We start from the raw sequence: 13,770 nt of genomic DNA, 5'->3' as shown, positions 1-13,770 counted from the left end.
CGCCAATCGTGGTTAAGGCTCCCGAAAGCACGGGCGGATAGTAGCTGCTGCGGGCAATAGAGGGTGGGAGCCGGATGAACGAAACGAGCGGGGAGGCAGCGGCCGCCGGGCGCGGCAGGCACTGGCTGTTCGTGGCCGCGATCCTGGCGGGATCGTTCCTGCTCTTCCTCGTCCAGCCCATGGTGGCGCGGATGGCGCTGCCCAAGCTCGGCGGCGCGCCTGCCGTGTGGAACTCGGCGATGCTCGTCTATCAGGCGTTGCTGCTGGGCGGATACGCCTATGCGCACTGGCTGGGCCGCGTGCCGCCGCGGATGCAGGCGGCGGTGCATCTGGGCGTGCTGGCGGTGGCGGCGCTGTGGCTGCCGATCGGCATGATGGCGATGAACCTGCCCGCCGATGCCGAGCCCGCGCTGTGGGTGCCCTGGCTGTTCGGCGCCTCGATCGGCCCGCTGTTCTTCGCCATCGCCGCCCAGGCGCCGCTGATCCAGCGGTGGTACAGCGTCGCCACGCACGGGCGCGATCCCTATGCGCTCTATGCCGCGTCCAACATCGGCAGCTTCGGCGGGCTGATCGCCTATCCGCTGCTCGTCGAGCCCAACATGGCGCTGAAGGCGCAGAGCTGGCTGTGGACGGGCGGCTATGTGCTGGTGTTCCTGTTGGTCGGCGCCTGCGCGCTGATGCTGCCGCGCCGCGCCCAGGGCGAGGTGCATGTCCGCCACACCAGCCCCGCGCCGGGATGGAAGCGCGTGCTCCACTGGATCGTGCTTTCGTTCGTGCCCTCCGGCCTGATGCTGGCGACCACCACGTTCCTGACCACCGATATCGTGGCGGTGCCGCTGCTGTGGGTCGTGCCGCTGGGCCTCTATCTGCTCAGCTTCTCGCTGGCGTTCCGCGAAAGCGCGCTGCTGGACGAGATACTGGCCAAGTTCACGCCCGTAGTGCTGCTGCTGTTCGGCGCGACGCTGATCGCGGGGCATCAGGACTATGCCTATTTCAACGCGCTGATCGGCGTGGTGCTGCTGTTCCTCGTCTCGGTCGCCTGCCATTCGCGGATGTACCAGCTTCGCCCCGCGCCGGACCGGCTGACGGGGTTCTATCTTGCCATGTCGGTGGGCGGCGCGCTGGGCGGCGTGTTCTCGGGCCTGATCGCGCCGATCGTGTTCGACTGGACCTATGAATATCCGTTGCTGATCCTGGCGGCGGGCGCGCTGGTGCCGCAGACCTTCCTGCTGGGCGCGCTGCGGCGCTTCTGGAGCGGCGAGGGACAGGCGCTGCGCATCAAGATACTGGGCGTCGCGCTCGTGGTCGCGGTGATCGTCGCTTATGGCATGGCCGATCCGAAGGGGCTGCTCGGGCCGCGGCGCGACCAGCTCACCTTCCTGGCGGTGGCGGCGATCGGGCTCGCCTCGATCGGCCAGCGCTGGGCGTTCGTGGTCGCGCTGGCGGCGGCGCTGTTCGTGTTCGGCGGGCGCCAGTCGATCCAAATCTCGCTGGAGGGCGCGCGGACGCGAAGCTATTTCGGCGTCTACACCGTGGCCGATCTTTCCGATCAGCGGCGGCTGGCGCACGGCACGACGCTGCACGGCGTCCAGCTAAAGGGCGAGCAGGCGCGGCAGCCGACCTCCTATTATCTCCCGCGATCGGGCATCGGCCGGGCGATGACGGCGGCCCCAGGGCTCTATGGCCCGGCGGCGCGCATCGCGGTGGTGGGGCTGGGGACGGGCACGCTCGCCTGCTATGCCCGGCCGGGTCAGCACTGGACCTTCTACGAGATCGATCCGGCGGTGGTGAGGCTGTCGCGCGATTCGGGCGCCTTCACCTTCCTGCCGCTCTGCACGCCGGATGCGCGCATGGTGGTGGGCGACGCGCGGCTGCGCATCGCCGAGGCGCCGGCCTCCAGCCTGGACCTGCTCGCGCTCGACGCCTTTTCGTCCGACGCCGTGCCGATGCACCTGCTGACGCGCGAGGCATTCGCCGCCTATGGCCGCATCCTGGCGCCCAACGGGCTGCTGATGGTCCATATCTCCAACCGGTTCCTGGACCTGGAGCCGGTGGTGGCCTTTGCCGCGCAGCAGGGCGGATGGCACGCGCGCCTTCTCAACTACGGCCCAGATCGCGACGCGCATGGCAAGCCCGTCAACCCCGGCGAGCGCGAAGGCACCACCTCCGAATGGATTGCGTTGAGCCGCGATCCCGGCGTGATCGGTGCGCTGACCGCCGATCCCGGCGCGCACTGGCGCGCGTTGACGGCCCGGCCCGGCTTCCCGGGCTGGACCGACGACTATGCCTCGATCGTGGCGGTGCTGCGCTAGCCCAGGCTGAAATCTGCCGGCGCTGATTCAGCCCGGGTGGAAACAACTCCGGCGAATCGGCGGCCTCCGTCCGGCCGCCGCCTTTTGCACGCGATCTCAGCGCCATCTGCGCTTGATCTTCGCTTGGCATCCCCGGAAGCCCCTACTAAGGTCCGCGCCGCCTTCCGTTCCTGCTGGAAACCTGAATCCCGATGACATCCCCCCGTTTCAAACGCATCCTGCTCAAGCTTTCGGGAGAGGTCCTGATGGGGCAGGGGCAGTTCGGCATCGATCCGGGCACCTGCGAACGGGTGGCGCGCGAGGTGATGGCGGCGCGCGAGGCGGGGCATGAGATCTGTCTGGTGGTCGGCGGCGGCAACATCTTCCGCGGTGTCGCGGGGGCGGCGCAGGGGATCGATCGCACCACCGGCGACTATATGGGCATGCTGGCGACGGTGATGAACGCGCTGGCGATGCAGAGCACGCTGGAGCGGCTGGGCGTCCACACGCGCGTGCAGTCCGCGGTGCAGATGGACAAGGTCTGCGAACCCTTCATCCAGCGCCGCGCGATGCGGCATATAGAGAAGGGCCGCGTGGTCATCTTCGCCGCGGGCACCGGTAACCCCTTCTTCACCACCGACAGCGGCGCGGCGCTGCGCGCGGCGGAGATGAAGTGCGATGCGCTGTTCAAGGGCACCTCGGTCGATGGTGTGTACGACGCCGATCCGAAGAAGGTGCCCGAAGCGCGCCGGTATGAGACGCTGAGCTATGACCGGGTGCTTGCCGACAATCTGAAGGTGATGGATGCCGCCGCGGTCGCTTTGTGCCGCGACAACAACATCCCGATCGCCGTTTTCAACATCCGCGAGCCGGGCAATCTGGCGGCGGTTCTGCGGGGCGAGGGCACGTCCACGCTCGTGCAGAACGACGCCGCCTACGCCTGAGGCGAGAAAAGAAAGAGGAACAGGAACATGGCCGCATATAGCAAGGCCGATATCGACCGCCGGATGCAGGGCGCCGTTGAGGCGCTGAAGCACGACCTTCAGGGCCTGCGCACGGGCCGCGCCTCGGTGACGCTGCTCGATCCGGTGACGGTCGAGGTCTATGGCGCGCAGATGCCGCTGAACCAGGTCGCCACCGTGTCGGTGCCGGAACCGCGCATGCTGTCGGTGCAGGTTTGGGACCGGTCGAACGTCGGATCGGTCGAAAAGGCGATCCGCTCGGCGGGGCTCGGCCTCAACCCGATCTCCGATGGCCAGACGCTGCGCCTGCCGATCCCGGACCTGACCGAGGAGCGCCGCAAGGAACTGGCCAAGCTCGCGGGCCAATATGCGGAGAAGGCGCGCATCGCAGTCCGCAACGTCCGCCGCGACGGCATGGACAATCTGAAGACCGACGAGAAGAAGCACGAGATCAGCGAGGACGAGCGCAAGCGGCTTGAGGCCGAGGTGCAGAAGCTCACCGATACCGCGATCGCCGATATCGACGCTGCTGCGGCGGCCAAGGAAAAGGAAATCCTGGGCAAGTGACAGGCGGCGCAGGCCCCGGCTCTTATGTTCGGAATTCCTGAGATGGCGGCGCGCGCCCAGACGGCCCCAGAGGCCGGCGCGGCTCCGCGCCACGTTGCCATCATCATGGATGGCAACGGGCGCTGGGCCAAGGCGCGCTTCCTGCCGCGCATCGCCGGGCACAAGCAGGGCGTGGAGGCCGTCCGCCGCGTAAGCCGCGCCGCGCGGACGCTGGGGATCGAGGTACTCACCCTCTACGCCTTCTCCTCGGAGAACTGGCGCCGCCCGGCGGAGGAAGTGCGCGACCTGATGGGGCTGCTGCGCAACTTCCTGGCCAGCGAGCTTGAGGAGCTGGTGGGGGAGGGCATCCGCCTGCGCGTGATCGGGGACTGGCGGGCGCTGTCGCCGGATCTGGTTGCGATGATCGACCACGCCGTGGCCCGCACCGCCGAGGCGAGCGGCCCCACGCTGGTGATCGCACTCAACTATGGTGCCCAGGCGGAGATCGCGGCGGCGGCGCGCAACCTGGCCGAACAGGCACGCGACGGCGCGATCGATCCCGCCGATATCGACGAAGCGTGCTTTGCCGGCGCGCTCGCCACCCGCGATCTTCCGCCGCTCGATCTGCTGATCCGCACTTCGGGCGAGCAGCGGCTGTCCAACTTCCTGCTGTGGCAGGCGGCCTATGCCGAGTTGCTGTTCGTCGACACGCTGTGGCCGGATTTCGATGCCGCGACGCTGGCCGAAGCGCTCGCGCAATATGGGCGGCGCCAGCGCCGGTTCGGAGGCCTGTGAAGATCGGCGGGTCGGAACTGGCGACGCGGCTGGTCGTCGCATTCATCCTGATCGGCCTGGCGTTCGCGGCGCTCTTCCTGGGCGGATCGGTCTTCTGGCTCGTGGTGGTCGCCGCGGGGCTGTTGATGATGGGCGAATGGGCGGGGCTGACCGGCGCCGGCCCGGCCGAGCGGCGGCTGTCGCAATATGCCCTGTCGGTGCCGCTCGCGGCGATGTCTCCGCTGGCCGCGGGGCCGGGATTTCTGGCGCTGGGACTGCTGGCCGGGGCATGCGTGTTCGTGGGCGCCACGACGCGGCGGCCGCGGCTGGCCTGGGGCGTGCTCTATGTCGGGCTGCCGGTGCTGGCGCTGGTGCTGCTGCGCGAGCGCGAGAACGGGCTGCTGATCACCTTCTGGGCGATGGCGCTGGTTTGGGCGTGCGACAGCGGCGCCTATTTCGCCGGGCGCGCGATCGGCGGGCCGAAGCTTGCCCCGGCGATCAGCCCGAACAAGACCTGGGCGGGATTCCTGGGCGGCGTGGCGGCGGCGGGGCTGTTCGCCTGGGCGCTGGTGCTGTTGTTCGGCCTGCCCGTGCTGCTGGCGCTGGCGACCCCGCTGCTGGCGGTGCTGGCGCAGGCGGGCGACCTGTATGAGAGCCATCTGAAGCGCGTGGCGGGGGTGAAGGATTCGGGCAACCTCCTGCCCGGCCACGGCGGCGTGATGGACCGGCTGGACGGCCTGGTAGCGGTCGCGCCGGTGGCCGCCTTGCTGGTATTGGTGGCCGAATGAAGCGCGTAACCATCCTGGGCGCCACCGGCTCGGTAGGCTCGTCCACGCTCGACCTGGTCGAGCGCGATCCGGAGCGGTTCGAGGTGCTGGCGCTCACCGCCAACGGCGACGCGCAGAAGCTGGCCGCCGCGGCGATCCGCACCAACGCCAGGCTTGCCGTGGTGGCGGACGAATCGCGCCTGCCCGAGCTGCGCGAGCGACTCGCGGGCACCGGCATCGCCTGCGCGGGCGGCGCCGACGCGGTGTGCGAGGCCGCGCGGATGGGCGCCGACTGGACGATGGCGGCGATCGTCGGCATCGCGGGACTGAAACCCGTGATGGCGGCGCTGGAATGCGGCGGAACGGTGGCGCTGGCCAACAAGGAGTCGCTGGTTTCCGCCGGAACGGTGATGACCGCGGCCGCCCGCGCGCACGGCACGGCGCTGTTGCCCGTCGATTCGGAGCACAACGCCGTCTTCCAGTGCCTGGACCGGACCGCGCCGCGCAGCGTGCGCCGGATCATCCTCACCGCCAGCGGCGGGCCGTTCCGCGAAACACCGATCGAGGCGATGCGCGCGATCACGCCCGCCCAGGCCGTGGCGCACCCCAACTGGTCGATGGGTGCCAAGATCTCGGTCGATTCGGCGACGATGATGAACAAGGGGCTGGAGCTGATCGAGGCGCTGCACCTGTTCCCCGTCCGCCCGGACCAGCTCGACGTGCTGGTCCACCGCCAGTCGGTGATCCATTCGATGGTGGAATATGTCGATGGATCGGTGCTGGCCCAGCTCGGCAGCCCCGACATGCGCATCCCGGTGGCGCACACGCTGGCCTGGCCGGAGCGGATGGAGACGCCGTGCGAACGGCTGGACCTGGTGGCGATCGGGCGGCTGGATTTCGCCGCGCCAGACCTGGAGCGCTTCCCCGCGCTTGGCCTGGCGCGCGCCGCGCTGGAGGCTGGCGGCGCCCGTCCCGCGATCCTGAACGCGGCCAATGAGGTGGCCGTCGCCGCCTTCCTTTCGGGTGGCCTCAACTTTCTTGAAATTGCCGCAATCGTTGCGGATACGCTGGCCCGCTATGACCCGGCCGCTCCGGAAAGCCTCGATGCTGTACTCGCCATCGATGCTGAGGCCCGGCGGATCGCGGGAGAGCGTGTGAAGGATTGCGTATCTTGATCGAGGCCCCCGGCATCCCGTTGACGCTGCTGGCGTTCGTGCTGGTCATCGGCCCGCTCGTCTTCATCCATGAGCTTGGCCATTATCTCGCGGGCCGCTGGTTCGGCGTGAAGGCCGACGTCTTCTCGATCGGCTTCGGGCGCGAGGTGGCGGGCTTTACCGACAAGCGCGGCACGCGCTGGAAGTTCGGCTGGATGCCGCTGGGCGGCTACGTCAAGTTCGCGGGCGACATGAACCCGGCGAGCCAGCCTTCGAGCGAATGGCTGGCACTGCCCGCCGGAGAGCGCGAGCAGACCTTCCAGGCAAAGCCGCTGTGGCAGCGCGCGATCATCGTCGCGGCGGGGCCGGTGGCGAATTTCGTGTTGGCGATCGTGATCCTGGGCATTTTCGCCGCGTCCTTCGGCGTCGATCGCTCGCCGGCCGTGGTCGGCGTGATCGAGCCGGGCAGCGCGGCGGCGCGTGCAGGGCTGGAGCGGGGCGACCGGATCGTCTCGCTCGGCGGGCGCGGCATGGACGAATTCAGCGACATCGCCACCTTCACCAAGATCCGGCCGGGCGAGCGCGTGTCGATGGAAGTGGCGCGCGGCGCAGAGACGCGGCGGCTGGACCTGACCATCGGCAAGGTCACCGAGCGCGATCGCTTCGGCAACAGCTATGAGGTCGGCCGTATCGGAATCGGCCCCGGCGCGCGCGTGATCGAGCGCGTGGGCATCCTGGAGGCGCCGCTGGTCGGCATCCGCCAGACAGTGCGCATCGTCAGCTTCACCTTTGAGACGCTGGGGCAGATCATCACCGGCCGCCGCTCGGTCAAGGAGCTGGGCGGGCCGCTGAAGATCGCGCAGGTCTCCGGCCAGAGTCTCGCATTGGGACCGCTCGAATTGGTGACGCTTATCGCGCTGATTTCGATTAATCTGGGATTCATTAACCTGTTGCCAGTCCCTGTGCTCGATGGCGGTCACCTGTTGCTCTATGCCATCGAGGCGGTGCGGCGGCGGCCCGTTGAGCCGCAGGTGGTGGAGTGGGCGTTCCGCGGCGGGATGGCGGTGATTCTGGCGCTGATGATCTTCGTTACGCTCAACGATCTGGGATCGTTCGGCGTCTGGAAGAATCTGGCCGGGTTGATCGGTTGACGCGGTTGGGGCAGGGCGGTGTCCAGCCGCGTGCTGGCCGGAGTGGTATTGGTTCCGACTGGGGTGGGATGGTGACAGCGAACAAGGCGAGGAATATGGGCGCGCGCGCCACCACAACGCTTCTTGCAGGCACGATGCTTTCGGGGCTGGGACTTGGCGTCCCGGCCGTGGCGCAGACGGTTCCGGGTGCCGCGCCCGCGGCTCCGGCCGTGCCGGCGCAGCAGCAGCAGACGGTGCGCACGCTGCGCGTAGACGGATCGCAGCGTATCGAGCCCGATACGGTGCTGTCCTACACCAAGCTGCGCGTGGGCGACGTCTACACCAACGAGACGATCGACCAGGCGATCAAGGACCTGTTGGCGTCCGAGCTGCTGGCCGATGTCGAGATCGCCGGCGTGGAAACCGGCGACATCGTGATCCGGATCAAGGAAAATCCGGTCATCAACCGCGTGGTGCTGGAGGGCAACAAGCGGCTGAAGAACGACAAGATCCAGAAGGAGATCAAGCTCGCGCCGCGCCAGATCTTCACCCGTCCCGCCGTGCGCGCGGACGTGGCGCGGATCATCGAGCTGTATCGCCGCCAGGGCCGCTTCGCCGCCACCGTCGAGCCCAAGATGGTCATGCTCGACCAGAACCGCGTCGACGTGATCTTCGAGATTCGCGAGGGGCCGAAGTCCAAGGTCCGCCAGATCAACATCATCGGCAACGAGGTGTTCAGCGACGGCAAGCTGCGCGGCGAGATGGCGACCAAGCAGGCGCGCCTGACCAGCATCTTCAGCTCGAACACCAGCTACGACCAGGATCGCCTGGCCTATGACCAGCAGAAGCTGCGCCAGTTCTACCTGACGCAGGGATATGCCGATTTTCGCGTGGTTTCCGCCGTCGCCGAGCTGACGCCCGACAAGCGCGACTTCATCATCACCTATGTGGTCGAGGAAGGGGAGCGCTACAAGTTCGGCGACGTGACGGTCGACAGCGCGATCCGCGATTTCGACGACAAGAAGCTCGCCGCCGCGCTGCCGATCAAGAAGGACGATTGGTACAACGCGAAGCTGGTCGAGGATTCGGTCGACTCGCTTTCGGAGACCGCCGGCCTGTTCGGCTATGCCTTCGCCGACGTGCGGCCGGAGTTCCAGCGCGACGCCGAAACGCGCACGATGAGCCTCAATTTCAACATCGCCGAGGCCAACCGAACCTATATCGAGCGGATCGAGATCACCGGCAACACGCAGACGCAGGACAAGGTGATCCGCCGCGAGATGCGCGTGGCGGAGGGCGATGCCTTCAACACCTTCCTGGTCAAGCGTTCGCAGGACCGCATCAACAGCCTGGGCTTTTTCCAGGACAAGTTCGAGATCGAGCGCAAGGAAGGATCGGCGCCGGACCGCATCGTGCTGTCCGCCAATGTGGAGGAGAAGGCCACCGGCGAGCTGACGCTGTCGGCCGGCTTCTCCAGCCTTGAGCGGTTCATCATCCAGTCGTCGGTCCGTCAGCGCAACTTCCGCGGCAAGGGGCAGGTGCTGTCCGCCTCGGTCGATTATTCGACCTATGCCAAGTCGGTCGAGCTGGGCTTCACCGAGCCCTATCTGTTCGACAAGAACATCGCGCTTGGTGCGACGGTCTTCCGGCAGGACTATAACTCGTTCAACTATATCGGTTCGGACCGCAACACGACCTACAGCCAGGTTTCGACCGGCTTCCAGCTCGTCAGCGGCGTGCCGATCACCGAATATTGGACGCTGTCCGGCCGCTACACGCTGAAGCAGGACGAGGTGTCGCTCGATCGCAGCACCTTCTATGTCGACACCAATGGCGACGGCACGCTGGATACCTGCGATCCGCTGAAGGCCGGCGTCTATTATTGCCAGGCGGTGGGCAAGCGCATCACCTCCCAGCTCGGCATTTCGTTCATCTACGACAGCCTGAACAGCCGTATCCGCCCGTCGCGCGGCACGCGGCTGGTGATCGGCACCGATTTCGCCGGCCTGGGCGGCGATGTGAAATATCTGCGCGGCCGCGTGGACGCCGACAAATACTGGCACCTCGGCGGCGGCTGGATCTTCTCGCTGTCGGGCGAGGGCGGCTACATCAAGTCGCTGGAGAAGTCGCCGGGCGCGGGCATCGATTCGGTGCGGATCACCGATCGCTTCTTCCTGGGCGAGCCGCAGTTCCGCGGCTTCGACATCCGCGGCATCGGCCCGCGCGTGCAGCGCATCGGCTACACGGGCGATCCGCTGACGGGCACCCAGACGCTGATCACCGACCGCAACCAGATCATCGACGACTCGCTGGGCGGCAAGGGCTATTATCTGGGCAAGGCCGAGCTGGAGATCCCGCTGGGCTCCGGCGCGGCCGAACTGGGCCTGCGCCCGTCGATCTTCGCCCAGGTCGGCGCGCTGTGGAGCATCGACCGGCCCGCCGCGACGATCCAGTTCACCCAGGCGACCGATCCGGGAACCGGCGCGCTGCTGTTCAACTCCGATGGCTCGCCGACGCTGCTGCCCAAGGACAATTACATCAAGGACAGCTTCGGCAACCAGCTCTATCAGGTGGGCTTGACCGACGCGACCAACGTCGGGCTGCTGACGCCGTGCCAGGTGGGCTATACCGCTGTCTCCTCGACCACGCCGTTCAATCCGGGAAGCTGCGTCGGCACCTCGATCAACTCGATCTACAATGTGCAGACCGCGCCCTTCCTGGAGCGTTTCGTGGGCGATTCGCCGAAGCCGCGTATCTCGGTGGGCTTCGGCGTGAACTGGAACTCTCCTTTCGGACCGCTGCGCATCGACGTATCGAAGGCGCTGATCACCGTCGACGGCGACGATCCGAAACTCTTCACCTTCAATGTAGGGACTGCATTCTAATGAAACTGAGCACGTGGATTCTTGCTGCGGCCGCGGCCCCGGCGGCGATTGCCGCCGCCGCCCCCGCGCAGGCGCAGGTCGCCGGCATCGCCCAGGCCGACCCGGTCGTCGCGATCGGCAATTCCAAGGCGTACACGACCTTGGTTCAGTCGGTCGAGACGATGTTCAAGAGCAATCTCGACCAGGCCAAGGCTAAGGAAGCGGCTCGCCAGGCGCTGTTGGCCCCGTTGGACAAGAACGGAGACGGCACCCTCGACGAGAACGAGCAGAACGCCGCTATCGCGGCCAAGAATCCTGCCGTCACCCAGGCCAACGCGCTGGACGCGGAGATCGGCACGCTGACCGATCCGGTCGCGCGCGCGCAGGCCTATGGCGTCCAGCAGCTCTACAAGGGCTATGAGACCGCGCTGAAGAAGGTCGTGACCGACAAGAAGATCAACGTCGTGCTTTCGCCGTCGGCGTTCATCTATGCGCCGGATTCGTCGGATATCACCGCCACGATCACCGCCGAGATCGACAAGCAGCCGGCCATTCCGGTCACCGCGCCCCCGTCGAACTGGCAGCCCTCGCGCGACCTGATCAACATGCAGCAGCAGCTTGTTCAGTATCGCCAGATCCTTCGCGCGCTGGCCGAACGTGCGCGTGCGGCGAACCCGGCTCCGGGAGCCCCGGCTCCGGCCGCACCGGCCGCGCTCAAGCCGCAGCAGCCTTCCGGCCGGTGAGCGGCGACGCAAACGAGGGGGCCGCCATCGGCCCCCTCGACGTTACCCGGGTGATGGCGGCGCTGCCGCACCGGTATCCGATGCTGCTCGTCGATCGCGTCGAGACGCTGATCCCCGACGAACGCATCGTCGCCATCAAGGCGGTGTCGATCAACGAGGCATTCTTCCAGGGACATTTCCCGGGAAGGCCGATCATGCCCGGCGTGCTGCAGGTCGAGGCGCTGGCGCAGGCCGCGGGCGTGCTCGCGGTGGAAAGCCTGGGCCTCGCCGGATCGGGCAAGCTCGTCTATTTCATGTCGATCGATGGCGTGAAGTTCCGCAAGCCGGTGGAGCCGGGGGTGCTGCTGCGGCTTGAGGTTTCCTTCGTCCAGAAGCGCGCGCGAATCTGCAAGTTCGCGGGCAAGGCCTATCTGGGCGACGATCTGGCGACCGAGTGCGAATTCACCGCGATGATCGCGGACCCGCCCTCGGCCTGAAGGCGCGCGGCTTGGCCTCTTCGATGAGGGACCGGGCCGCGTCCGCCCCTTCGCCCTGGCGCGGGCGTGCCCTTGCGGCTTCGGCTTTCCTTGCCCTGATGCTCGCTGGCCCGGCCGGGGCGGGGCAGGCGCGTGACGATTCCGGCTGGTATGCGATCCTCGCCGGCAACGGTGACTGGATCGGCCATGGCTCACGCACTGGCATGCCCGCCGGATCGGGCCGCGAGACCTTCGAGACGCAGCAGGTGTGGTTGGACGACGGCGGCTCGGGCGCGCGGCGCGTCGTAGAGGAAACGCGGACCCGGTTCGATGCCCGGGGCGTGCCGGTGTCGATCGCCCGCACGGTGCGCACGGGAACCCGCGTGACGCTGCGCATGACGGCACGGTTCGAGGCGGGCGTGGCCGTGATCACCCGCGAGTCCGGCGCCGATCGCCAGGTGATCCGCGTGCCGCTGCCCGCCGGGGTGCGCTTCGATGGCGGCAGCGGCCTGATCGCACGATGGGATCGCGCGCGGGACCCGGCGCTCAGCTTCGCGGCCTTCAACCTGGACGCGATGGCGGTAGAGCGCGTGACGATCGAGCCCATCCCCGGCCCCGCGGCGCCCGGCGGCGGCTTCACCGCGCTGCGCAAACGCTATGAGGGCGGCGAGTTGCGCGGTGTCGCGCGGCTGGTGATCGGCGCGGACGGGCGCATCCTGGAATCGCACCAGCCGATGTTCGGGACGAGCGTGACCATCGCCCCGGCAACGCGCGAGGAGGCGATGAAATCGCGCCCGCCATACCGGCTGGTCACCAACGCGATGGTGAAATCGCCCTATCGCATCCCGCCCGCCGCGATGAGCGGGCATATCCGCTATCGCTTCGGCTTCACGGACGGCATCGTCTTCGCGCCGCCGGAGACGGGCGAGCAGCGCGTGACGATGGCGGGCGGATCGCTGACGCTGGACATCTGCGGCGATTGCGGCCCCGGCCTGGCCAGTGATCCTGCCGCGCTGGCAGCCGCGCTGCGGCCTACGCCGTGGCTGCAGAGCGATCACCCGCGCATCCGGGCCATCGCCGCGCCCTTCGCTCGCATGAAGATATCGGACATGCGCAAGATGGAACTGCTGCTGGAGGAGGCACGGCCCTATATCCGCAAGGTCAGCTTCGTCGGCCATTTCTCCGCGCTGGAGACGATCCGCCGCCAGTCGGGCGATTGCACGGAGGCGGCGGTGCTGCTCGCCGCATTGGCCCGGGCGGCGGGCATCCCCGCCAAGGTCGCGAACGGCCTGGCCTATTCCCGGGCGCGCTATCATGGCGTCAGCAACGCCTTCATGCCGCATAGCTGGGTGCTGGCCTGGGCCGATGGACGCTGGCGGAGCTTCGATCTAGCGCTGGAGGCGTTCGATTCCGCCCATATCGTGCTGACCGTTGGCGATGGCGATGCGCGATCCATCGCCGCGGCCAATCAGCTCGCCAGCCTGCTCCGCTGGGAAACGATGAGCGAGGTCAGGAGCGTGCCGGCACGCTGACCGCCCGGGGGGCGGGGCCGGGCTCTTCCACCACCACAGGCAGTTCGGGGATCTCCGCGTCGGCGGCATCTTCGGCCTTGGCGGTGTTCTTCGGATCGGTGATCCCGCCGACGATGATCACGTCCAGATCCTCATAGGCCGCGTCGATATCGGCGGCCTCCACCGGTGCCGGATCGCTCGACTGGGCCGCCGCTGGAAGCGCCGCGACCGAAGCGGCCAGCGCCGCCGCAGCCAGCGCCGGGCGGAGCGCGGGGATGCGATAGGAGACGCAGACCTCGGTCTCGCAACCGGCCAGGAAGGCGCGGCGGGCGGCTTCGTCCATCGCGGTCAGGTCATGCACGTCGCGCTTGCACATCCGGCAGAACTGGCCGTCCATCACCTCGTCGAGCTGCGCCTTATAGGGGCAGGGGCTGTCGATTCGCGGGAACATGGCCATGGCGTCCTCTCGTATCGCGCGCGATCCGGCGTCGCGGGCGCAATGTTATGCCTTCGCGGCCTGCCTGTCGATGCCGCCGCGCCGCCAAGGTTGCGCCGTCGCGCCGGCTCTGCTAG

Annotated in this window: 12 protein-coding genes; 11 read left to right on the top strand and 1 reads right to left on the bottom strand. The window is 68.0% G+C overall.

Annotation, left to right across the window (positions count from 1 at the left end; translation table 11 throughout):
- The first annotated feature begins 74 nt into the window (after nucleotides 1-74).
- From OM513_RS18325 to OM513_RS18275, 11 genes are all read left to right on the top strand, one after another.
- Nucleotides 75-2,312 (top strand): spermidine synthase, encoded by a 2,238-nt coding sequence (locus OM513_RS18325; protein WP_264946217.1) that lies wholly within the window; start codon nucleotides 75-77, stop codon nucleotides 2,310-2,312.
- A 191-nt stretch (nucleotides 2,313-2,503) separates the two neighbouring features.
- Nucleotides 2,504-3,235: a UMP kinase gene (gene pyrH, locus OM513_RS18320; RefSeq protein ID WP_264946216.1), complete on the top strand. Its 732-nt coding sequence runs from the start codon at nucleotides 2,504-2,506 to the stop codon at nucleotides 3,233-3,235.
- Between the two features lie 27 nt (nucleotides 3,236-3,262).
- On the top strand, nucleotides 3,263-3,820 hold the full coding sequence (gene frr, locus OM513_RS18315) for a ribosome recycling factor (RefSeq protein WP_264946215.1): 558 nt from the start codon (nucleotides 3,263-3,265) through the stop codon (nucleotides 3,818-3,820).
- A 42-nt stretch (nucleotides 3,821-3,862) separates the two neighbouring features.
- A complete protein-coding gene (locus OM513_RS18310) occupies nucleotides 3,863-4,594 on the top strand; it encodes an isoprenyl transferase (protein WP_264946214.1) in 732 nt (243 codons plus the stop codon).
- Nucleotides 4,591-5,361 carry a phosphatidate cytidylyltransferase gene (locus OM513_RS18305; RefSeq protein ID WP_264946213.1) on the top strand — a complete coding sequence of 257 codons (771 nt, stop codon included), beginning with the start codon at nucleotides 4,591-4,593 and terminating at the stop codon, nucleotides 5,359-5,361. The genes OM513_RS18310 and OM513_RS18305 overlap by 4 nt, the downstream gene beginning before the upstream one ends.
- A complete protein-coding gene (locus OM513_RS18300; RefSeq protein WP_264946212.1) occupies nucleotides 5,358-6,515 on the top strand; it encodes a 1-deoxy-D-xylulose-5-phosphate reductoisomerase in 1,158 nt (385 codons plus the stop codon). The genes OM513_RS18305 and OM513_RS18300 overlap by 4 nt, the downstream gene beginning before the upstream one ends.
- Nucleotides 6,512-7,645, top strand: coding sequence for an RIP metalloprotease RseP (gene rseP, locus OM513_RS18295; RefSeq protein WP_264946211.1), 1,134 nt, complete (start codon nucleotides 6,512-6,514; stop codon nucleotides 7,643-7,645). Before OM513_RS18300 ends, rseP begins: the two co-directional genes overlap by 4 nt.
- A gap of 68 nt (nucleotides 7,646-7,713) precedes the next feature.
- Nucleotides 7,714-10,509 carry an outer membrane protein assembly factor BamA gene (bamA, locus tag OM513_RS18290; protein WP_264946210.1) on the top strand — a complete coding sequence of 932 codons (2,796 nt, stop codon included), beginning with the start codon at nucleotides 7,714-7,716 and terminating at the stop codon, nucleotides 10,507-10,509.
- Nucleotides 10,509-11,231 carry an OmpH family outer membrane protein gene (locus OM513_RS18285; RefSeq protein ID WP_264946209.1) on the top strand — a complete coding sequence of 241 codons (723 nt, stop codon included), beginning with the start codon at nucleotides 10,509-10,511 and terminating at the stop codon, nucleotides 11,229-11,231. The genes bamA and OM513_RS18285 overlap by 1 nt, the downstream gene beginning before the upstream one ends.
- Nucleotides 11,228-11,707 carry a 3-hydroxyacyl-ACP dehydratase FabZ gene (gene fabZ / locus OM513_RS18280; RefSeq protein WP_264946208.1) on the top strand — a complete coding sequence of 160 codons (480 nt, stop codon included), beginning with the start codon at nucleotides 11,228-11,230 and terminating at the stop codon, nucleotides 11,705-11,707. The genes OM513_RS18285 and fabZ overlap by 4 nt, the downstream gene beginning before the upstream one ends.
- A 98-nt stretch (nucleotides 11,708-11,805) precedes the next feature.
- Nucleotides 11,806-13,218, top strand: coding sequence for a transglutaminase-like domain-containing protein (locus OM513_RS18275; protein WP_264946207.1), 1,413 nt, complete (start codon nucleotides 11,806-11,808; stop codon nucleotides 13,216-13,218).
- Here OM513_RS18275 and OM513_RS18270 read toward each other — a convergent pair.
- Nucleotides 13,196-13,654, bottom strand: coding sequence for a hypothetical protein (locus tag OM513_RS18270; RefSeq protein WP_264946206.1), 459 nt, complete (start codon nucleotides 13,652-13,654; stop codon nucleotides 13,196-13,198). The genes OM513_RS18275 and OM513_RS18270 overlap by 23 nt on opposite strands.
- Between the last annotated feature and the right edge of the window lie 116 nt (nucleotides 13,655-13,770).

Origin of the sequence: Sphingomonas canadensis (assembly GCF_026013525.1) — a bacterium.
GTDB classification, from domain to species: domain Bacteria; phylum Pseudomonadota; class Alphaproteobacteria; order Sphingomonadales; family Sphingomonadaceae; genus Sphingomonas; species Sphingomonas canadensis.
Note: the sequence above shows the minus strand (reverse complement) of the source record. Positions and strands in the feature narration are given on the sequence as shown.